This window comes from Massilia sp. Root133, assembly GCF_001426525.1.
GTDB classification, from domain to species: Bacteria; Pseudomonadota; Gammaproteobacteria; order Burkholderiales; family Burkholderiaceae_D; genus Telluria; species Telluria orientalis.
Genome location: NZ_LMEW01000012.1, coordinates 408,089 through 425,646 on the forward strand (window position 1 = coordinate 408,089; position 17,558 = coordinate 425,646).

Sequence of the window (17,558 nt, forward strand, 5' to 3'; positions counted from 1 at the left end):
GGACGCGTGGCCCTACAGACGAGGATGACCATGAAGACGACGCCGGACGTAACCCTTCGCGAGCGACTGGAGCGTGAGGTCCAACGGGAACGCCACGAACGCGTGCTGCACGACGAAGAACGCGCCGGCCTGGCGGTGGACGACGAGTTCCGCCTCAAGGATGCGCGCGAAAACATGGGGTCGGTGAAGATCAGGCGTGCCAGGGAACGCTGACGGTCCTCCGGCTCGACAACAAGCAAGGAGAACATCATGCGTTGGGAAGGCGACAGGCAAAGCGACAACATCGAGGACCGCCGCGGCGGTGGGGGCGGCGGCGGATTCGGCATCGGCGGCGGGACCGTCGGCATCGGCACGATCGTCGTGGCACTGATCGGTTCGTGGTTCTTCGGCGTGTCGCCGTCCACGATCCTGAGCCTGCTGTCGGGCGGCTCGCCGGCCCAGGTCCAGCAGGCGCCGGCGCATCCGCCCGCGAACGACCGCGAGACGCAGTTCGTGCGCACCGTGCTCGGCTACACCGAAGACACGTGGACGCAGATCTTCCGCGCCAACGGCGCGACGTATTCGCCGCCGCATCTCGTGCTGTACTCGGGCCGCACGCCGACCGGCGGCTGCGGCACGGGCCAGTCCGCCGTCGGGCCGTTCTATTGCCCGGCCGACCGCAAGGTCTACATCGACCTGACGTTCTTCCGCATGATGCAGCAGCGCTTCAAGGTGGGCGGCGAATTCACGCAGGCGTACGTGATCGCGCACGAGGTCGGCCACCACGTGCAGAACCTGCTGGGCATCTCGGGCAAGGTCGACAGCGCGCGCCAGCATCTGTCGGAACGGGACGCCAACGCCGCGTCCGTGCGGCTGGAACTGCAGGCCGACTGCTTCGCCGGCGTGTGGGCCTACCACACCAACCAGGCCAAGCAGATCATCGAACAGGGCGACATCGAGTCCGCGCTGAACGCGGCGAGCGCCATCGGCGACGACGCGCTGCAACGCCAGTCGCGCGGCGAGGTCGTGCCGGATTCGTTCACGCACGGCACCTCGGCGCAGCGCGTGCGCTGGTTCAAGCGCGGCCTGGAGACGGGCTCCGTCGAGCAGTGCAATACGTTCGAGGCGCGCGCGCTCTGACCCCCTCCGCCTCCGGACGACGGCCGCCGCGTGCGGCCGTTTTCGTTCGTAAAATCAATAAATTTCCTTTTAAAAACAAAGCACTACGAAGCCTCGAAAAAAGCGTTCCGAATCCGCTGTTCGTTTCCGTGCGCCTATCGCCTTCCTTAGCGTTTTGACATACCTTGTTGTCAAGCGCTCGTCCGTTACGGCGGGCCGTCATCCATGAGGAGGAATTATGCTGGCAATGAATTACAGGGGACCGTATCGCGTCCGCGCCGATTACAAGCCCGATCCCGTCATCGAACACCCGGGCGACGCCATCGTGCGCGTGCTGCGCTCCTGCATCTGCGGGTCCGACCTGCACCTTTACCACGGCATGGTGCCCGACACGCGCGTGGGCCATACGTTCGGCCATGAATTCGTCGGCGAAGTCGTGGACGTGGGCCGCGACGTGCAGACGCTGAAGGCCGGCGACCGGGTCCTGGTGCCGTTCAACCTGTTCTGCGGATCCTGTTTCTTCTGCCAGCGCGAACTCTTCGGCAATTGCCACAACACGAATCCGGAAGCGACGGCCGTCGGCGGCATCTACGGTTATTCGCACACGGCCGGCGGCTACGACGGCGGCCAGGCCGAGTACGTGCGCGTGCCGATGGCCGACGTGGGCCCGTACCCGATCCCCGACGACCTGCACCTGGACGACGCCGTGCTGCTGACCGACGCCCTCCCGACGGGCTACCAGGCCGCCGAGATGGGCGACATCCAGGAAGGCGACACGGTGGTCGTCTTCGGCGCCGGCCCGGTCGGCATCTTCGCCGCGAAAGCCGCGTGGCTGATGGGCGCGGGCAGGGTGATCGTCGTGGACGAGGTCGAGTACCGCCTGGAATTCGTCAAGCGCTTTGCCCAATGCGAGGTTGTGAACTTCCGCGAAGTGAACGACATGGCGGAACACATCAAGAAGATGACCGACTGGATGGGCGCGGACGTCACCATCGATTGCGTAGGCGGCGATGCGGCCGGTTCCATCGCGCAGACGCTGACGGGCCGCCTGATGAAGGTGCAGGCCGGCGCCTCGACCGTGCTGCACTGGGCCATCAACAGCGTGCGCAAGGGCGGCAACGTGTCGATCGTGGGCGTGTATGGCCCGACGTTCAACGCGGTCCCCATCGGCAACGTGGTGAACAAGGGCCTGACGATCCGCGCCAACCAGGCCAGCGTGAAACGCCACCTGCCGCGCCTGATCGAACACATCCGCGAAGGCCGCCTGAATCCGAAGGAAATCATCACGCACCGGGTGCCGCTGGAAGAGGTGGCGGACGCCTACCACATCTTCTCGAGCAAGCTCGACAACTGCATCAAGCCCGTCCTGATCCCGCCGTCCGCGCGCGAGGTCCAGGCCGTGAAGGCCACCGCTTTGCATTGAGGAGACGTCATGGAACACAATCATCACCACGATCATCCGCACCACGACGACGCGGGCCACGTGCATGCGCATCCGCTGCAGGGCGACATGGCGGACGGCCCGCGCCGCCCGAGCCGCGAGGAGTTGTCGCACATCGAAGGCTGGGGCGCCGACCTCGACCGCAAGAACCGCCCGGCCGTGCCGATGGAGCGCATGCCCGCGCGCTTCATCCACCCGCACGAGGGCAAGCTGCCCCAGCAGCCGGAAGACGTCGAGGTCCTCGTGTCGACCGAACGGCCCGGCATCACGCCGATCTTCGGCACCGCGCAGCCGCCGAAAGGCCTGTCCGGCATGATGCGCCGCCTCGCGTTCAAATGGTCGGAAAACGACCTGCGCCATTGGCTCCTGCTGCTCGCGGCGGACCGCGTGAACGTCGTCGAGGGCATCGGCGAGGACCTCGCCCACGGCAAGGTGCCGAACGTGCTGGGCGAAATGGGCATCAAGGCCGAGTGGGAGCATAACCGGGCCGGCCTCGTGAAGAAGGCGGTACTGGCCGGTGCCGTCGTCGGCACGGCCGTGTACCTGATGCGCCGGCGCGAGCGCTGAGCGTCCCGTGAGGTGCGCCTGGGCGCACCGTCATCCGCACCTTTTCATCCGCCTCACGGCAGCCGCAAGGCGCCGTGGGGCTCTTTGCGCTTGAGCAAATTCCTTTAAGCGAGCTCGGCCACACTGCATCGGTGTGCCCGCTCAATGAAAGGAAATCTCATGAACAAGCGCAAGATGTTGCTGGCGTCGTTCGGCGCCCTGTCACTGGCGGTCGTCGTGCCCGCGGGCGCGGCCGGCCCCGGCACGATGAGCCCGGCGGTTGCCGCGTCCCCGCAGCTGGACGCGGCATTGCTGGCCCAGCTGGACGCGCGCCGCGCCGCGCGCGGGCAGGATGCGCGCCACGGTGATGCGATCGTCGCGCGGCATCCCGGCACGCAGGGCACGCAGGTCGTGCGCGTGGCCCACACGTACAAGAACGTGCGCATCTTCGGCTTCGAATCCGTGCTTGTCCTGGATGCCAACGGCAAGATCCTGTCCGAATCGGATTCCGAGCAGCGCACCAACTTCGTGAAGGCCGACGCCGCCGGGCCGGGTTCGGATTTCAGCGTCGTGCCGGCGATCTCGTCGAAGGCCGCGATCGATGCGGCGCTGGCTTCGCTGGGCGCCTCGGCGCGCCACGAGACGCCGCCCAGCGCGGAGCTGATCATCTGGCCCGCGATGCGCACGGAACGCGTGCCGGACGCGCGCGACAAGCAGGAGCAGGAGCTCAACGCGCTCGACGTGCAGGAAGTCGTCGATCACTACGAACTCGCCTACCTCGTGCACACGCGCATGGTCGCGGGCGACAAGCCCGTGTACCACGACACCATCGTGAGCGCGCGCGACGGCGCCATTCTCGCCCAGTGGAACATGCTGCAGACGGTGGTCGGCGTGGGCCACAGCCAGTACAACGGCGATGTGCCCATCAACACGACGCTCGCCGAGGGCAAATACAGGATGATCGACGACACCCGCGGCACGGGCGGCACGTTCGGCGCGATGGCGATCACGAACGCGAACCATGGCACGAGCGCGGGCAGCGTCTACGTCAACGATACGAATACGTGGGGCGACGGCAAGCAGTACGTGAACGGCGGCTCGACGACGAACGCGAACGGCCAGACGGCCGCCGTGAACGCGATGTGGGGCCTGATGAACACGTACGACACGATGAAGAACGTGTTCAACTGGTTGTCGCTGGACGGGCACAATACGGCCACGTACATCGCGGCACACGTCAACACGGCATACGACAACGCGTATTACAGCGACACGTGCCGCTGCATGTTCATCGGCGACGGCTCCAGCTTCAACAGCCTGGGCTCGATCGACGTGATCGGCCACGAGATGGGCCATGGCGTGACGGCCGCCACGTCGAACCTGACGTATGCGGGAGAATCGGGCGGACTGAACGAATCGTCGTCGGACATCAACGGCGAGGCCGTCGAAGCGTATGCGCGCGGGGGCGGCAAGGGCGACACTGTCCCGCTCACGGGCAACGACTGGGTGCTAGGCAAGGAGATCAGCAAGTCGGGCACGCCGCTGCGCTGGATGTACCGCCCCAGCAAGGACGGCAGCAGCCCGGACGCCTGGAACAGCTCGATCAAGCGCCTGGACGTGCACTACAGCAGCGGCCCGAACAACCGCATGTTCTACTTCCTCGCACAGGGCTCCAGCGCGGACAAGGCCGGTGATTATTACAGCAAATACCTCGTCAGGACACCGGCCGCGATGACGGGCATCGGGCTCGACAAGGCCTACCGGATCTGGTTCAAGGCGAACACGACCAAGTTCACGTCGAGTACCAATTACGCGGATGCGCGCGCCAAGATGATCGAGGCTGCAGGCGAGCTGTACGGCAAGAGCAGCCGCGAGCTGATTGCCGTGCAGCGGGCGTATGCCGCGATCAACGTGGGCGCGGACGTGGATGAGCCGCCGGGACAGTAAAAGCGCTCCTCGTCAGGCGGCTTCCAGGACAATGGCCGCGGCCTGGAAGTCGCCGACGAGGTTGGGCTGGATCCCTTGTCCCATCCAATAGGCGCCGCTCGCCTGCTTTGGTGTGCGCGGCGCCACGCCCCCTGCAATGGTGCGCAGCGCATACGTCTTCCGTGGATCGAGTCCGCGCAACTGGATATGGGGCGCCGGATTGCGCATGCCGCCGGAATGAAGGAAGGCGAAGAGGACGGCCTGGTTGCCGTCCTGCGCGACCGACAGCGTCGCGGACCGTGCCGAGCCGCCCTGCGGCGAGATCAAGCGGTACAGATCGCCTTGTTGGACGGTCACCCGAATACGCTTGTACTCGGCGATAAGGCGCTTCGCTTGCGTGAAGTCGTTCGCGCTCCAGTGGTTCAGGTTCGCGCCGATCCCGAGCGCGCCCTGCATGGACGACAGGAACCGGTATTCCAGCGACGTGGCGCGCTTGTTGACCCAGTTGGGCGAGTCGGTGACCCAGGCCATCATGATCGCCGGCGCATAGGCCTGGCTGAAGCCATCCTGGATCAACAGCCTGTCGTACGGATCGGTATTGTCCGACACCCAGACCTCGTCGGTCAGGGCCATGATGCCGAGATCGACGCGGCCGCCGCCGCTGGCGCACGATTCGATCTCGACCTTCGGGTGGCGCCGGCGCAGTTCGCCGAGCAGCTTGTAGAGATTGTCCACGTACGTCACGTACAGGCGTTGCTGCTCCGCGGGCGGCACCTGCGGCCAGCCCGGTTCGGACCAGGCGCGGTTATGGTCCCACTTCAGAAACGCGATGTTGTTCGCGCCGAGCAGCCTGTCCAATACCATGAGCAGGTGGTCGTACACGTCCTTGCGCGCCAGGTTGAGCACCAGCTGGTCGCGGGCTTCGGAGCGCGTGCGTCCCGGAAAGTGGATGACCCAATCGGGATGGGCCCGGTACAAATCGCTGTCCGGATTGACCATCTCCGGTTCGACCCACAGCCCGAATTCCATGCCCAGGTCGTTGACGCGTCGGATGAGGGGCGTCAGCCCGCTCGGGAATTTCTTGGTGTTGACGACCCAGTCGCCGAGGCCGGCTTTCGAACTGTTGCGCGCGCCGAACCAGCCGTCGTCGACGACGAAGCGTTCGATGCCGAGGCCGGCGGCCTTCTCCGCGAGCGCCATCTGGCCCGCTTCGTCGACGGCGAACTCGGTCGCCTCCCATGAATTGTAGAGAACGGGCCGCGGACGCAACGCCGGCGCGCCCGGCAGGATGCGCGTGCGCTGGTAGCGATGGAACAGGCGCGACGCGCCGCCGAACCCTTCGCCGGAATATCCCGCGTGGAACATGGGCGAGGAGAGGCGTTCGCCGGGCTTGAGCCGATAGGCGAAATCGAAGGGGTTGTAGCCGGCCGTCATGCGGACGCCGCCAAGCGCATCCATGTCGACACCGATGCGCCACGCGCCGCTCCAGCCCAGTGCGCCGAACCACACGGGGCCGGACTCCTCTTCGGTCATGGCCCGGCTCAGCGCAATCCACGGGTTGGCCTGGTGCGACGTCACGCCCTTGCGGCTCTCGATCACCGTCGCGCCGGGACCGACCGGGCGGGTTTGCAGCGCGAACTCGCCGGCCCAGCGTCCCGTCAGGTACGACAGCCGGTAATCGTCGGCGTACGGCAGGTTGATGCTGGCCGCGGCCATCTGGTCGACCTGGATCCAGCCGTTCGTCCGGTTCTCGACCACGGCACTGCGCGTCAGGATCCCGGTTGCGGCTTCCATCGCATAGGCGAGCGTGACGTGCACGGCGCGACTGACATCCTTGAGCCTGACCAGGATGCGGTCGCCGTCGAGCTGGTGGCCGGCGTAGCGCAGGTCCAGGTCGCGCACGCCATCGGGAAAGGTGACCTTCAGGGCCGGCTCCACCGTCAGGCCCGCGCCGAAGCCGGGATACTCGAACGGCGTGACGGTGATCGACGTTTCGTTGCTGGAGTTCTCGGCGACCGGTGCCGGCGCCGGCAGCGGATCGTCCGGGGACAGTGCGCTGCCCCAGTACATGGTCTGCAGGCGGCCATCCGGGTTGACGCCGAACGCGTAGGTGACGGCGCCGCCGTCGAGCCGGAAGACGTGCGCCGCGTCGTCGATGGTGGGACGCGCCCGGGCGGCATTGCCCATGGTCAGTCCGGCAAGTCCGCCCAGCATGCCCATGCATACGGTGCGACGGCGTCGATCGATGTTCTTCATAGTCCCCTCAGGCAGCGATTTTGTTCATATTATCGCAATGGCTGAGGAGTAGCCGAGCAGAAAACTTCAGGGCTGCAGCAACGGATACGGATTCACCGGCGTCCCTTTCCACCACTGCTTCTCGGGCGTCAGTTCGAACACGGCGAAGTGCAGGTGCGGCGCGTTCGGATCGGCATTGCCGGTCGCGCCCACATAGCCGATCAGGTCGCCGCGCTTGACCTGCGCGCCTTCCTGCAGGCCGTCCGCATAGCGGTCCAGGTGCGCATAGTAATAGGCATATTTTTCGGTCGGATCGAACTGGTACACGGTCAGCCCGCCTGGCTTGCTCGTGAACAGCTTCACGATCTTGCCGTCCGCCACCGCGACCACCTTCGTGCCTTTCGGCGCCATGATGTCCAGCGCTTCGTGGTGGCGTTCCGTGCCGCGCGGCTGGTCGTAGGTGTCGGCGAGTTTGGAGAACGGCATGCCGTCGACGGGTACGAGCAGCTTGCCCGGCGGGACGGACGGCGCGGGCGCCGTGCCCGCTGCGGTGACGGGCGTGTCCGAGGCGGCGGGACGCAGCGGCAGGTCGAGTTCCGTGAGGTCGGGCATGACCTGCGGCGCCGGCGGCAGCTTGCCGTCGATGCCGCTCGATGGCGGCGGCGGCGCGGGCAGGGCGCCCGTGTCCGCGGCCACGGCCGGTGGGGTGGCGGGGGCGTGGGGCATCTGGCGCAGCCAGACGAACAGGCCGCCGGCGCCCACCAGCACGCCGAGCAGGAAGGTCATCAACCATCTCATCGTCGTCTCCTTTGCTTCGTTTTAGTCTTGCAGTACGACCTCCGTGCCCGCCTGGACGAGCCCCGCCACTTCCGATGCGCTCCAGTTCGTCAAGCGGATGCAGCCGTGCGATTCGCTCTTGCCCACCGAGGCCGGCACCGGCGTGCCGTGGATGCCGTAATGCGGCTTGGTCAGGTCGATCCACACGACGCCGACCGGGTTGTTGGGACCCGCCGCGACCGTCGTTTTCTTGTCGCCCGGCTTGGCGTCCCAGAACAGTTTCGGGTTGTAGTGGTACGTGGGGTTGCGGTGCACGCCTTCGATCTTCCAGTCGCCGATCGGCAGAGGATCGTGTTCGCTGCCGCTCGACACGGGATACTGGGCCAGCACGGTCCCCGCCGCGTCCTGCAGCTGCAGGATGCGGCCTTCCTTCGACACGACGACGCGCGCGGCCGGCGCCAGCGCCGGGGTGCCGACGACGTTCGGCACGACGATCTGCTCGCCGGCGCGGCCCAGGTCCTTGCCGGGGTTGAGCTTTTCCAGCAGCGCCGGGCTCGCGTGGAATTTCTCGCCGAGACCTTCCGCCGGCGTGGCGTAGCCGAGCGTGGGCAGCTTGGCCTTTTCCATCATGTCGTCCGGCACGCGCTGGAACGGGCCCGCGACGTCGGTGTCAGCCAGCGTGTAGGTCAGCAGGGTCGGCGTCTGGTCGGTGTTCAGCGCGTTCCACGTGGCGTCGTCGAGCTTGCCGGTCGGATCGAGACCGCGCGCCTTCTGGAAGCCGGCCAGCGCCTGGCGCATGTTGGAGCCGTAGGCGCCGTCGATTTCGCCGGGCGAGAAGTGGGCGCGGTCGAGCAGCACCTGGGCGCGCAGCAGGCGCTCGAACTCGGCCGCCCGTGCGGCGGCCGGAGCGGGCTGCGCGGCCGGCGTAGCGGCGGCCGGCTGCGCCTGCGGTTGCGCGGCGCCCGCCGGACCGGCGAGGCCGGCCAGCAGGGCGATCAAAAGGGGGATGCGGGTCGTTTTCAACATGGTGTCCTGCCTGAAATTGCGTTGGCTTCAGGTTAGTGCCGCGCAAGACGGGGCTCTGTGCGGGAACGAACCCAAGCCTGTCAGGCCGGCGGTACAATCCGCCGCATGACCATGTTGACCATCACCCTGCAGCCGTCCGGCTGGTCCTTCGACACCGACACGGAGACGACGGTGCTGCACGCCGCCGAACGGGCCGGCATCGACCTGCCCAGTTCCTGCCGCAACGGCACGTGCCGCACATGCATCTGCCGCCTCGCGGGCGGCAAGGTGCGCTATCTCGTGGAATGGCCGGGGTTGTCCCTCGACGAAAAACGCGAGGGCTATATCCTGCCGTGCGTTGCCGTCGCGCAGGAAGATCTCGTGGTCGACCAGCGGCTGGCGAAGAAGATCGTGTTTCCCGAGTAAGAGCCCGTGGCATAGCCGCTGACTTGCTTCGGTGGCAACAACCTCACGACCCCGCTTGTGGGGTGCGTTACAGGCAGGATCATACCCACGGAAGCGCATCGAAAACCTGAGAGCGGCGAAAGCCGCGAATAGGTACGCTTTCGGTTGGGTCCTGACGTTCAGCAACCGGCGTCATCCTGGCAAGAATGATCATTGCTCCCGCCATGTTTTCCTGGTGGCGCTTCACGCGCCGTAGAATGCTGATTTCGTCTGCAAGTATGGAGTCTTATCATGGAAACAATCGACCAGCGTTACCTCGTCCAGCAAAACAAGCGCACTGACGACGGTAAGGCGGCGCCCGTTTTTGCCAGAGTCATGCGTAGCAAGGAAGGCAAGTTCGAGGGCGTGTCATTTATTAAGAATAAAGAGAAAGCAACTGTCATGACATCCGCTGAAGCTCAGGAAGTGGTCACGTGGGCCGCAAAGAAAAAAGAAAATGCCCAACAGTATGAAACTAAAGTTATTTGTGTGGGCCAGTAGCCGCATGTAGATCGGCCAGAAACGGACGTTGCAGTCACATCGGTGTAGGTGCCGCATTGTCCCGCTCCTTTCGCGAGTAAAATGCGGCCTCAATCTACTCAAATCAAAGGCAAGCAATGAAAAAGACAGACCTGGCAAAAAGCGACGCGAAGAAACTGATGAATCAAATGAGTGCGAAAGGCGCAACGTACGGTGTAGGAGCGTCGGCAGCTATGCCCGACCGTCGCGAACAACGCGAACGTGAGCGCGCGCTGGGTCTGGTGCCGTTTGCCGTCAAGCTCAACAGCGACCTAGTCAAGCAGTTGCAGACTTTGAGCAAAGAGCGCGGCGTCGAATTGAATGAACTCGTTACACAGTTGTTGCAAAAAGGCTTGTCCGCATAAATGAGATAGCAAATCAGTAGCACGCTCCACAATACCTCAGTTAATCAAGTGCAGAACGGCCGTACGTTGAGTTGCGTCGACCGATTGAATGCGCAGCCAAAACATCCGTCGAACAAGCCATCGACCAGATCGTAAATTCTGGGCATCTCGCCAGCGTCCGAGGCGGGCAACCAGGTCCGTTGTGTCTTATGTCCCCGTAAGTGTCGTTGCACAAGCATGGCGCCAGACCCCGAAATTGTTCTCGAAGTATTGAAACGGTTGAAGTTGAGCGCGCCCTAAGCAGTTGTCGTCGGCCTGCGCGGAGCAAGAGCGCAGAAGTCCGAGCGTTAAGATGACGGCCATCTAGCCCGCCCGCTCACTCATCTCTTAAAGCGACTTGGAGAAGCTTTGTCAGGCGCTCCAAGCCCCGTCAACGCGCGTCCAGGCCCAGCGCCGACTCGATCGCCCGCAGCACGCGCGGCCATGCGCTCGACGTCGCCGCCACCTCGTCGTAATGGCTGGCGCCCGGCAGGATCACGACCTCGGCGCCGTCGCCGGCCGCACGGGCGCGGGCCGCGAAGTCGTGCGCGACGCGCGGGGGCGAGATCGTGTCCAGCTCGCCGGTGACGAGGATCGTATGGCTGCCGTTCGGCATCAGGTCGCCTGCGTTCGTGTCGGAAAACACGTCCGGCCGGTCCGCGCTCGGCGTGCCGGCCAGTTCGACGGTCTCGCGGCCGCAACTCGTCTTCAGCAGCGCGGCCTCGCGCCGCAGATCGGCCAGGCCACCCAGGCTGACGACCTGGCGCACCGGCACGATGTCCTTGCGGTACAGCGGGCTCGACGCGGGGATGCGGGGCCGCGCCGCCAGCCATTGCACGAGCTGGCCGCCGGCCGAGTGCCCGACGGCCACGAGGCGGCCGAGGTCGAGCGGATGTTCCCTGGCGGTGCGCGCGAGCAGGTCGAGGGCCGCGTTCATGTCCTGGTAGGTGCCCGGGTAGCCGCCGCCGGCCTCGTCGACGCGGCGGTATTCCACGTTCCACACGGCGATGCCGCGCGCCGCCAGCGCCCCCGCCATGTTGCGCAGCTGCGTGATGCCGCCGAATTCCTTCGTCCAGCAGCCGCCGTGCACGAGCACGGCCACGGGGAACGGCCCCGTGCCGGACGGCAGGAACAGTTCGGCGTACTGCGACGGCGCGGCGCCGTAGCGCAGGGTGGCGGCGGGCGCGGGGCCGGACAGGGCCAGGTAGTCGTCCAGCGTCATCGGGGCGGCGTGCACGGTAGAGGTCATGGCGAGAGTGAGGGCGAGGGCGGCGAGGCGTGTCATGGGCTCGACTATAGCAAAGCGGATGCGGCCCGCACGATTGAAAACCCGCCGCGATCTTCCATGCTAGGCTGCACACAACGTCAACCGCAACCATAGGGAGATCATCATGACCCAATCGAAATCCACAGGTAGCCAGAACAAGCAGTCCGGTAACCAGTCCGAGGAGGACGTCCAGAAACAGAAGGCGGGGGTCAAGGAGAAAAGCAGCCACGACCATATGTCGACCGTGAAGGCCGGCAAGGGCAAAGGTGCGGGCGGCGGCGCCAAGCAGAAAGAAGGCCGTTGAGCCTGTACGCCGGAGAAAATCGATGAGTTTGCCGGAATACGCACATTCCACGCCGGACCCCACGACGCCCGACCCGGAACTGCCGCCGCCCCAGCCGAGTCCGGATCCGGACGACGTGCCGGCGCCGGCGCGCGCACCGGTGAAGGAGCCGGACGCGCCGGAACCGCCCATCAAGGCGGAATGAGTAGGTGAAGGGGAAAGGATGGGGCGGACCGTCGCGTCGCCCCATCCTTTGTCACGAGAGGGTCAGGCCCGAGGTTCAGGCCCGAGGTTCAGGTCTTGTTCGACGTCGATTGCTGGCTGCCGGCCTGGCCGGCGTCCCGTTTATTTCCCTCGTCGCTGCCGCGCTTGGGAATGTCGCGGATCATCTCGTCCGTTTCATGCTGGCCGGGCGAGCGCTCCCCGCTGCCGATGTCCGCTTCGTGCATGTTCGGCGGGGCGTCGGCGCCCGGATCCGGTTTCGGAATGTCGGTTCTCATGGTGTGCTCCATTGCGTTGTCGTGTTGGCGCAATACTAACAGTCCACGTCCGGCCCCGGCGCGCAATAGGATCGCCGCTTGTGTACGCTGGCGCACATATATCTTGCAGGAACTTTTTAATAATAGGCGCGAAGGCCAACGATTTTCGGAGGAGAAAAGCATGAGCACCACCTTGTACAACAAGATTCCGCTGGGCCGCGGCCCGCTGCTGGGGTCGCACAAGATGCACGCGGCCGTGGCGCTGGGTGTGCTGGCGGGTGCGGGCCTCGTCTGGGCCGCCGTGCGGGCGTTGCGCTGACGCCAGACAGGTTGCCGGGACGGCCCGTCGCCGTTACCATGGCGGGCTTGTTCTCTTGGAAAGTGGTAATGAAGAATCTGAAACTGACGGGCGACGAATACGATGCGCTCGAATTCATCCGGCGCGGCGCGAAGACCGACCGCGTCAATGCCTGTGTCGGGCGCAACGCAAAGCGCCTGTCGGGCCTGAAGCTGATCCAGTATGCGAAGAACGGGAACCTGGCGTTGACGCCGCAGGGGACGGAACTGCTGTTCCTGCGCCGCTGCGTGCAGGCGCTGCGCGCGCTCGAGGCGGACCCGGCGGCGAATGTGGATGACGACGTCGTCCAGTTCCTCAGCCGCAAGTCGCACATTGCGGCGCGGGCCGAGGGCGGGTTCGAATTGACGGCGCGGGGACGCGAATCCCTGGCCGACATCGCATCACAGCAAAATTAATTCGTCCGGCGGCGGTTCGGGTACACCAGTGCCCGCACCGCGATCTCCGCCGGCACGCCCATCGCCGCGAGGAATTCCGCGGCGCGCTGCAGCCCCAGCGTGGGAACGGACGCGACGGCCTGGTTGACGAGGTCGCGCGTGCGCATGTCGGTGCGCGGCCTGCGTTCCGCCAGGGTGGCCGCGGCGGTGTCGATATTCAGTTCAGTCATCATCATCAATGCTCGGTGAGTGTATTGCCAAAGAATCACGGAGTATTGTATGAGAACGATATTGATTAAGCCACAGGAAATTGCACGAAATATCGCACTTGTAATCCAAACTTAAAGCGGATTCGAGATTTCTTCAGGCGGCGGCCGTCTGCGGCTCGTCTTCCGGGGCCGTCAGGCCGCGCCGCTGGCGCAGCAATTGCTCGAATTCATGGGCCGGGAGCGGCTTCGAGAAGTAATATCCCTGCATTTCGTCGCAGCCCTGGTGGCGCAGGTAATCGAGCTGTTCGGCCGTTTCGACACCCTCGGCGATCACGGACAGGCGCAGGTTGTGCGCCAGCGCGATGATCGAGGCGACGATGGCGGCATCGTTGGCGTCGTGCGTGATGTCGTTGACGAACGAGCGGTCGATCTTCAGCACGTCGATCGGGAAGCGCGACAGGTACGAGAAGCTGGAGTAGCCCGTGCCGAAATCGTCGATCGACAGGTTCACGCCCAGCGATTTCATGCGGTGCAGCAATTCCACGGCCGGCGTGACGTCGCTCATGAACAGGCTTTCCGTCAGTTCCAGTTCGAGGCAGGACGGATCCAGGCCGGTGTCGCCCAGCACCGCCTCGATGCCCGGCAGCAGGTCGGCCGCGCCGAACTGGCGCGCCGACAGGTTCACGGCCACGCGCAGCTTGCCCAGGCCCGCATCGTGCCAGGCCTTGTTCTGGGCGCACGCGGTGCGCATCACCCAGGCGCCGATCGGCACGATCAGGCCCGTGTCCTCGGCGATGCCGATGAAGCGCGACGGCGGCACCATGCCCAGTTCCGGATGCTTCCAGCGGATCAGCGCTTCCATGCCGACGATGCGGCCCGTCTGCAGGTCGACCTGCGGCTGGTAGTGCAGCACGAATTCGTTGCGTTCGAGGGCATTGCGCAGCGCGCTCTCGATGCGCACGCGCTCCAGCGATTCCTCGTTCATGGCCGGCGTATAGAACTGGAAGTTGTTGCGGCCCAGTTTCTTGGCGCGGTACATGGCGATGTCCGCGTGCTCGATCAGGTTCTCGGACGGCGTGCCGTCGCTCGGGAACGCGGCCACGCCGATGCTGCAGGTGACGAAGAACTCCTTGGTGCCCAGCATGACGGGCTGCGCGACGGAATCCATGACGCGCTGCACGATGTCCGGCGTGAGCGGCTGGTCGTGGTGCTCGGACAGGATCACGACGAATTCGTCGCCGGACAGGCGCGCGACGGTATCCGTGTCGCGCAGCGACGAGCGCAGGCGCGCCGCGACCGTCATCAGCAGGACGTCGCCGGCCTTGTGGCCCATGCTGTCGTTGACGTACTTGAAGCGGTCCAGGTCGATCAGCATCACCCACACCTGGTGGCCGCTGCGGGTGGCGTACGCGACGGCCTGGCCCAGGCGGTCCTGCAGCAGCGAGCGGTTGGGCAGGCCCGTCAGCACGTCGTGCTGGGCCACGTGGTGCACGCGCTGCTCGGTGACCTTGCGCGCCGTGATGTCGCTGCCGGTGCCGCGGTAGCCGGTGAAGCGGCCCGTCTCGTCGAACGTCGGCTGGCCGTTGATGCAGAACCAGCGCTCCTCGCCGTTGTCGTCGACGACGCGGTATTCGAGGTTGCGGAAGGGTTCGTGCGCTTCCAGGGTGGCGACGTGGTCGCGGCCCAGCTCGGTGTCCGTCAGCGCCGGCACGTAGTCCCAGCGGCGGCGGCCGAGCACGCGCTCGGTGGCGATGCCGGATTTTTCCGTGAAGTCGCCGGTGACGTGGGTAAAACGGAATTCCTCGTCCTGTTCCCAATACCAGTCGGACGACATGGCGACGAGCTGGCGGAAGCGCTGCTCGCTTTCCTGCAGCGCTTTTTCCGTGCGCTTGCGCGCGAGGACGTCGTCGATCAGGCGCTGGTTCGTCAGCTTCAGGTCGGCGGTGCGCTCGCGTACCAGTTCCTGCACCTTGCGCGCGCGCTCGCCGGCCGCCTGCACGAAGGCGCACAGGAGCAGGGTCGACAGCACGCCGCCGGTCAGCAGCAGGGTCGAGCCGAGATGGTCGGCCAGCCACGGGCTGGGCGCGGCGATGGCTTCCACGGTCCACGACTGGCCGCCGACCGTGAAGGTGTTCAAGGCGCGGCCCGTGTAGCCGCCCGACATCAGCGGGACGGGCGCTTCGGACGACGTCACGGCGCGGCTCGCATAGGCGAGGTGGGCCGGATCGGCGCGGCCGCCGGCATAGAATTTCAACTGGATGCTGTGGTCGTCCAGCAGGCCGGCCCTGGCCAGCGTGGCATTGGCAAGGGTCGGCACGGAGACCACGGCGGCGGTGTCGCCCAGCAGGCGGCCGCCGCGGGCGTACACGGGCATCAGCACTTCGAAACTGGGGGCGCCGGGCGCCTGGGCGATCTGCAGCAGGCTGGTGAGGGCGGCACGGCCGCTCGCCTGCGCCCGCCCGAGGGCGTCCATGACCTGATGGTTCTGGCTGACGTCCAGGCCGAGGGCCGCCTCGTTACCCTGCATGGGTTCGAGATAGTCGACGACGTGGTAGCGTTCGCGCGCCGGCGCCGCCACGCGCGCGCGGCCGCGCATCTCGCGCACCACGAGGTCGGGCTGGAACTGGCGCAGGTCCGCTTCGAACGCGGCGCGGTCGGCGGCGTCCACGACGCGGTGGAAATTGAAGGCGCGGATGTACGGATTACGCTGCAGCAGCGGCGTCGTGAAATCGTGGAATTGCGCGCGCGTGACCGGCTGCACGGTCGTGAACAGCTGGTTGGTCACGTTCAGGACTTCGACTGCATCGTCCATGCCCTGGCGCAGGGCGGCCACGCGCACACCGGTCCCCTGTTCGAAGGCCAGCGCCTTGTTGTCGTATTCGAGACGGCTGACGGCAACCGTCAGCACCGCGGTTGCGGCCAGGCCGCCGGCCAGCGTGAGGCCTGCTGCGAGCGTGAGCGAAAACGGCAGTCGACGACGCGACATCCAGGGTTCCCTATGCATGAAAGATGAGAGCTTGCCCTAAGGCATGAAGAGGCATCAGTTTGTCACAGAAACTCTAGTTTCCGCAAACAAATTGTCACAAGCGGGACCGCGTAGCGCGAAGGTGTGGTAGGGCCAAAACAGATCGCGATGCGATCCAGGCAAGGATGGATCGAATGGCTAGCCGATTCAATAATCCGAGGCCGAGCCCGCGCCGCCGCCGCAGCGCCGTCATGCGGCGCAGGGCGGCATCCCCGGGGGCGTGCAACGCATACACGATGCGGTTGTTGCCCGCGACCTTGTCGAACCAGCAGGTGTGGCCGGCGAACACGGTATCCAGCGCGTCCATCACGTCCGGGTAGCGCGGATCGTACGTGAAGACGTTGGCCACGAGCACGCCGCCGGGCCGCAGCGCGCGTCGGCAGTCCGTATAAAAGGGCGTGTCGGCCAGCCTGGGCGGCAGTCCGCGCGCGTCGAAGCCATCGACCAGAAGTACATCGGCCGAGCCGGGATGCGCGGCCAGCCACTCGGCCGCGTCGGCATGGACGACCGCGAAGCGCGCGCTGTCGAGCGGCACGTGGAAGGCGTCGCGCAGGGCGATCACGTCGGCGCGGAGTTCGATGACGGTGATGTGCGCGTCGGGAAAATGGCGGTGGCAGAACTTGGCGAGCGAGCCGCCGCCGAGCCCGACCATCACGATGCGGATGGGAGACGGCGCGAACAGGACAAAACCCATCATGGCGCGCAAATAGGCCAGCACGAGGGCGTCGGGCCGGGCCAGCAGCATCTCGCTCTGGATGTCGCCGGGGACGAATTCGAGTGTCCGGCGGCCCCGGTGCGTACGTACGAGCGGCGGGGTGGGGCTGTTGTGAGGCATGCCGCCAAGTATAGGTGAACTTGTTGCGGTCGATAGGTTTCTGATAAGCTGGCCGTTGCAGCCCACGCGGAGACCTCATGTTCCTGGACCACCCGACCATTACCGCCACCAACAGCCAGACCGAACCGGACCGCATCGAGCGCCTGGATCGCGTCTATGGATATGCGATGGCGCTGGCGGACGTGGACGGCAACCCGGGTTTCGTCGAGAAGCTGACCCAGATCCACGACCATAAAGGGACCCTGATCGTGTTCTGGCACGAACCGCCCACCGGGGCCGAACGGGAGTACTGGACGCGTGCCTGGTCCAGCCGCGTCGGCGACGGCACGACCGCAGTCGTGCACGAATGCTGAG

General features: G+C 65.8%; 21 protein-coding genes. 13 read left to right on the forward strand and 8 right to left on the reverse strand.

The window, feature by feature from the left end; genetic code table 11:
* Positions 1-30 precede the first annotated feature (30 nt).
* From ASD28_RS12530 to ASD28_RS12550, 5 genes are all read left to right on the forward strand, one after another.
* Positions 31-213: a hypothetical protein gene (locus tag ASD28_RS12530; protein WP_056128436.1), complete on the forward strand. Its 183-nt coding sequence runs from the start codon at positions 31-33 to the stop codon at positions 211-213.
* 36 nt (positions 214-249) lie between these two features.
* Positions 250-1,119 (forward strand): neutral zinc metallopeptidase, encoded by an 870-nt coding sequence (locus ASD28_RS12535; RefSeq protein WP_056127791.1) that lies wholly within the window; start codon positions 250-252, stop codon positions 1,117-1,119.
* A 217-nt stretch (positions 1,120-1,336) separates the two neighbouring features.
* On the forward strand, positions 1,337-2,521 hold the full coding sequence (locus ASD28_RS12540; protein WP_056127794.1) for a zinc-dependent alcohol dehydrogenase: 1,185 nt from the start codon (positions 1,337-1,339) through the stop codon (positions 2,519-2,521).
* A gap of 9 nt (positions 2,522-2,530) precedes the next feature.
* Positions 2,531-3,106: a hypothetical protein gene (locus tag ASD28_RS12545; RefSeq protein WP_156404038.1), complete on the forward strand. Its 576-nt coding sequence runs from the start codon at positions 2,531-2,533 to the stop codon at positions 3,104-3,106.
* Between the two features lie 159 nt (positions 3,107-3,265).
* Positions 3,266-5,032, forward strand: coding sequence for a M4 family metallopeptidase (locus tag ASD28_RS12550; RefSeq protein WP_082577723.1), 1,767 nt, complete (start codon positions 3,266-3,268; stop codon positions 5,030-5,032).
* Positions 5,033-5,044: 12 nt separating this feature from the next.
* Here ASD28_RS12550 and ASD28_RS12555 read toward each other — a convergent pair whose 3' ends face one another.
* The 3 genes from ASD28_RS12555 to ASD28_RS12565 all read right to left on the reverse strand — a co-directional run bounded on the left by ASD28_RS12555 (position 5,045) and on the right by ASD28_RS12565 (position 9,049).
* On the reverse strand, positions 5,045-7,267 hold the full coding sequence (locus tag ASD28_RS12555) for an alpha-galactosidase (RefSeq protein WP_056127800.1): 2,223 nt from the start codon (positions 7,265-7,267) through the stop codon (positions 5,045-5,047).
* A gap of 66 nt (positions 7,268-7,333) precedes the next feature.
* Complete coding sequence (locus ASD28_RS12560; protein ID WP_056127802.1) at positions 7,334-8,044, reverse strand: M23 family metallopeptidase; 711 nt, start codon at positions 8,042-8,044, stop codon at positions 7,334-7,336.
* A 21-nt stretch (positions 8,045-8,065) separates the two neighbouring features.
* Positions 8,066-9,049, reverse strand: a complete 984-nt coding sequence (locus ASD28_RS12565; protein ID WP_056127805.1) for a L,D-transpeptidase — start codon at positions 9,047-9,049, stop codon at positions 8,066-8,068.
* A 105-nt stretch (positions 9,050-9,154) separates the two neighbouring features.
* Between ASD28_RS12565 and ASD28_RS12570 the strand changes: the two genes are divergently transcribed.
* The 3 genes from ASD28_RS12570 to ASD28_RS12580 all read left to right on the forward strand — a co-directional run bounded on the left by ASD28_RS12570 (position 9,155) and on the right by ASD28_RS12580 (position 10,356).
* A complete protein-coding gene (locus ASD28_RS12570) occupies positions 9,155-9,454 on the forward strand; it encodes a 2Fe-2S iron-sulfur cluster-binding protein (protein ID WP_200949087.1) in 300 nt (99 codons plus the stop codon).
* 270 nt (positions 9,455-9,724) lie between these two features.
* Entirely contained in the window at positions 9,725-9,973 is a 249-nt protein-coding gene (locus tag ASD28_RS12575; protein WP_056127809.1) for a hypothetical protein, read from the forward strand.
* 116 nt (positions 9,974-10,089) lie between these two features.
* A complete protein-coding gene (locus tag ASD28_RS12580; protein WP_056127812.1) occupies positions 10,090-10,356 on the forward strand; it encodes a hypothetical protein in 267 nt (88 codons plus the stop codon).
* Between the two features lie 409 nt (positions 10,357-10,765).
* On the opposite strand, the gene ASD28_RS12585 is transcribed toward ASD28_RS12580, so the two are convergent.
* Positions 10,766-11,659 (reverse strand): alpha/beta hydrolase, encoded by an 894-nt coding sequence (locus tag ASD28_RS12585; protein ID WP_056127814.1) that lies wholly within the window; start codon positions 11,657-11,659, stop codon positions 10,766-10,768.
* A gap of 106 nt (positions 11,660-11,765) precedes the next feature.
* On the opposite strand from ASD28_RS12585, the gene ASD28_RS12590 reads away from it, so the two are divergent.
* Complete coding sequence (locus tag ASD28_RS12590; RefSeq protein ID WP_036234269.1) at positions 11,766-11,945, forward strand: hypothetical protein; 180 nt, start codon at positions 11,766-11,768, stop codon at positions 11,943-11,945.
* A gap of 22 nt (positions 11,946-11,967) precedes the next feature.
* The gene (locus ASD28_RS32435) at positions 11,968-12,129 is read left to right on the forward strand and encodes a hypothetical protein (protein WP_200949089.1); all 162 of its coding nucleotides are present in this window, start codon (positions 11,968-11,970) and stop codon (positions 12,127-12,129) included.
* A gap of 88 nt (positions 12,130-12,217) precedes the next feature.
* On the opposite strand, the gene ASD28_RS12595 is transcribed toward ASD28_RS32435, so the two are convergent.
* A complete protein-coding gene (locus ASD28_RS12595) occupies positions 12,218-12,424 on the reverse strand; it encodes a hypothetical protein (protein WP_056127816.1) in 207 nt (68 codons plus the stop codon).
* A 160-nt stretch (positions 12,425-12,584) separates the two neighbouring features.
* Here ASD28_RS12595 and ASD28_RS32440 point away from each other — a divergent pair, with 160 nt between their 5' ends.
* Both ASD28_RS32440 and ASD28_RS12600 read left to right on the forward strand, forming a co-directional pair.
* A complete protein-coding gene (locus tag ASD28_RS32440; protein ID WP_181158819.1) occupies positions 12,585-12,722 on the forward strand; it encodes a hypothetical protein in 138 nt (45 codons plus the stop codon).
* A 68-nt stretch (positions 12,723-12,790) separates the two neighbouring features.
* Positions 12,791-13,156: a hypothetical protein gene (locus tag ASD28_RS12600; RefSeq protein ID WP_056127822.1), complete on the forward strand. Its 366-nt coding sequence runs from the start codon at positions 12,791-12,793 to the stop codon at positions 13,154-13,156.
* Here the strand turns inward: ASD28_RS12600 and ASD28_RS12605 are convergent.
* From ASD28_RS12605 to ASD28_RS12615, 3 genes are all read right to left on the reverse strand, one after another.
* Entirely contained in the window at positions 13,153-13,371 is a 219-nt protein-coding gene (locus ASD28_RS12605) for a hypothetical protein (RefSeq protein ID WP_056127824.1), read from the reverse strand. The two genes, ASD28_RS12600 and ASD28_RS12605, sit on opposite strands and share 4 nt — an antisense overlap.
* A gap of 127 nt (positions 13,372-13,498) precedes the next feature.
* Positions 13,499-16,330, reverse strand: a complete 2,832-nt coding sequence (locus tag ASD28_RS12610) for an EAL domain-containing protein (RefSeq protein WP_056127827.1) — start codon at positions 16,328-16,330, stop codon at positions 13,499-13,501.
* A 94-nt stretch (positions 16,331-16,424) separates the two neighbouring features.
* Positions 16,425-17,204 carry a fused MFS/spermidine synthase gene (locus ASD28_RS12615; RefSeq protein WP_056127829.1) on the reverse strand — a complete coding sequence of 260 codons (780 nt, stop codon included), beginning with the start codon at positions 17,202-17,204 and terminating at the stop codon, positions 16,425-16,427.
* 77 nt (positions 17,205-17,281) lie between these two features.
* On the opposite strand from ASD28_RS12615, the gene ASD28_RS12620 reads away from it, so the two are divergent.
* Complete coding sequence (locus tag ASD28_RS12620) at positions 17,282-17,557, forward strand: hypothetical protein (RefSeq protein ID WP_056127832.1); 276 nt, start codon at positions 17,282-17,284, stop codon at positions 17,555-17,557.
* Position 17,558 lies beyond the last annotated feature (1 nt).

What these genes read in the sequence shown, in the direction of transcription:
- ASD28_RS12530 (WP_056128436.1), top strand. Translation starts at nt 31, where the DNA reads ATGAAGACGACGCCGGACGTAACCCTTCGCGAGCGACTGGAGCGTGAG.
- ASD28_RS12535 (WP_056127791.1), top strand. Translation starts at nt 250, where the DNA reads ATGCGTTGGGAAGGCGACAGGCAAAGCGACAACATCGAGGACCGCCGC.
- ASD28_RS12540 (WP_056127794.1), top strand. Translation starts at nt 1,337, where the DNA reads ATGCTGGCAATGAATTACAGGGGACCGTATCGCGTCCGCGCCGATTAC.
- ASD28_RS12545 (WP_156404038.1), top strand. Translation starts at nt 2,531, where the DNA reads ATGGAACACAATCATCACCACGATCATCCGCACCACGACGACGCGGGC.
- ASD28_RS12550 (WP_082577723.1), top strand. Translation starts at nt 3,266, where the DNA reads ATGAACAAGCGCAAGATGTTGCTGGCGTCGTTCGGCGCCCTGTCACTG.
- ASD28_RS12555 (WP_056127800.1), bottom strand. Translation starts at nt 7,267, where the DNA reads ATGAAGAACATCGATCGACGCCGTCGCACCGTATGCATGGGCATGCTG.
- ASD28_RS12560 (WP_056127802.1), bottom strand. Translation starts at nt 8,044, where the DNA reads ATGAGATGGTTGATGACCTTCCTGCTCGGCGTGCTGGTGGGCGCCGGC.
- ASD28_RS12565 (WP_056127805.1), bottom strand. Translation starts at nt 9,049, where the DNA reads ATGTTGAAAACGACCCGCATCCCCCTTTTGATCGCCCTGCTGGCCGGC.
- ASD28_RS12570 (WP_200949087.1), top strand. Translation starts at nt 9,155, where the DNA reads ATGACCATGTTGACCATCACCCTGCAGCCGTCCGGCTGGTCCTTCGAC.
- ASD28_RS12575 (WP_056127809.1), top strand. Translation starts at nt 9,725, where the DNA reads ATGGAAACAATCGACCAGCGTTACCTCGTCCAGCAAAACAAGCGCACT.
- ASD28_RS12580 (WP_056127812.1), top strand. Translation starts at nt 10,090, where the DNA reads ATGAAAAAGACAGACCTGGCAAAAAGCGACGCGAAGAAACTGATGAAT.
- ASD28_RS12585 (WP_056127814.1), bottom strand. Translation starts at nt 11,659, where the DNA reads ATGACACGCCTCGCCGCCCTCGCCCTCACTCTCGCCATGACCTCTACC.
- ASD28_RS12590 (WP_036234269.1), top strand. Translation starts at nt 11,766, where the DNA reads ATGACCCAATCGAAATCCACAGGTAGCCAGAACAAGCAGTCCGGTAAC.
- ASD28_RS32435 (WP_200949089.1), top strand. Translation starts at nt 11,968, where the DNA reads ATGAGTTTGCCGGAATACGCACATTCCACGCCGGACCCCACGACGCCC.
- ASD28_RS12595 (WP_056127816.1), bottom strand. Translation starts at nt 12,424, where the DNA reads ATGAGAACCGACATTCCGAAACCGGATCCGGGCGCCGACGCCCCGCCG.
- ASD28_RS32440 (WP_181158819.1), top strand. Translation starts at nt 12,585, where the DNA reads ATGAGCACCACCTTGTACAACAAGATTCCGCTGGGCCGCGGCCCGCTG.
- ASD28_RS12600 (WP_056127822.1), top strand. Translation starts at nt 12,791, where the DNA reads ATGAAGAATCTGAAACTGACGGGCGACGAATACGATGCGCTCGAATTC.
- ASD28_RS12605 (WP_056127824.1), bottom strand. Translation starts at nt 13,371, where the DNA reads ATGATGATGACTGAACTGAATATCGACACCGCCGCGGCCACCCTGGCG.
- ASD28_RS12610 (WP_056127827.1), bottom strand. Translation starts at nt 16,330, where the DNA reads ATGTCGCGTCGTCGACTGCCGTTTTCGCTCACGCTCGCAGCAGGCCTC.
- ASD28_RS12615 (WP_056127829.1), bottom strand. Translation starts at nt 17,204, where the DNA reads ATGCCTCACAACAGCCCCACCCCGCCGCTCGTACGTACGCACCGGGGC.
- ASD28_RS12620 (WP_056127832.1), top strand. Translation starts at nt 17,282, where the DNA reads ATGTTCCTGGACCACCCGACCATTACCGCCACCAACAGCCAGACCGAA.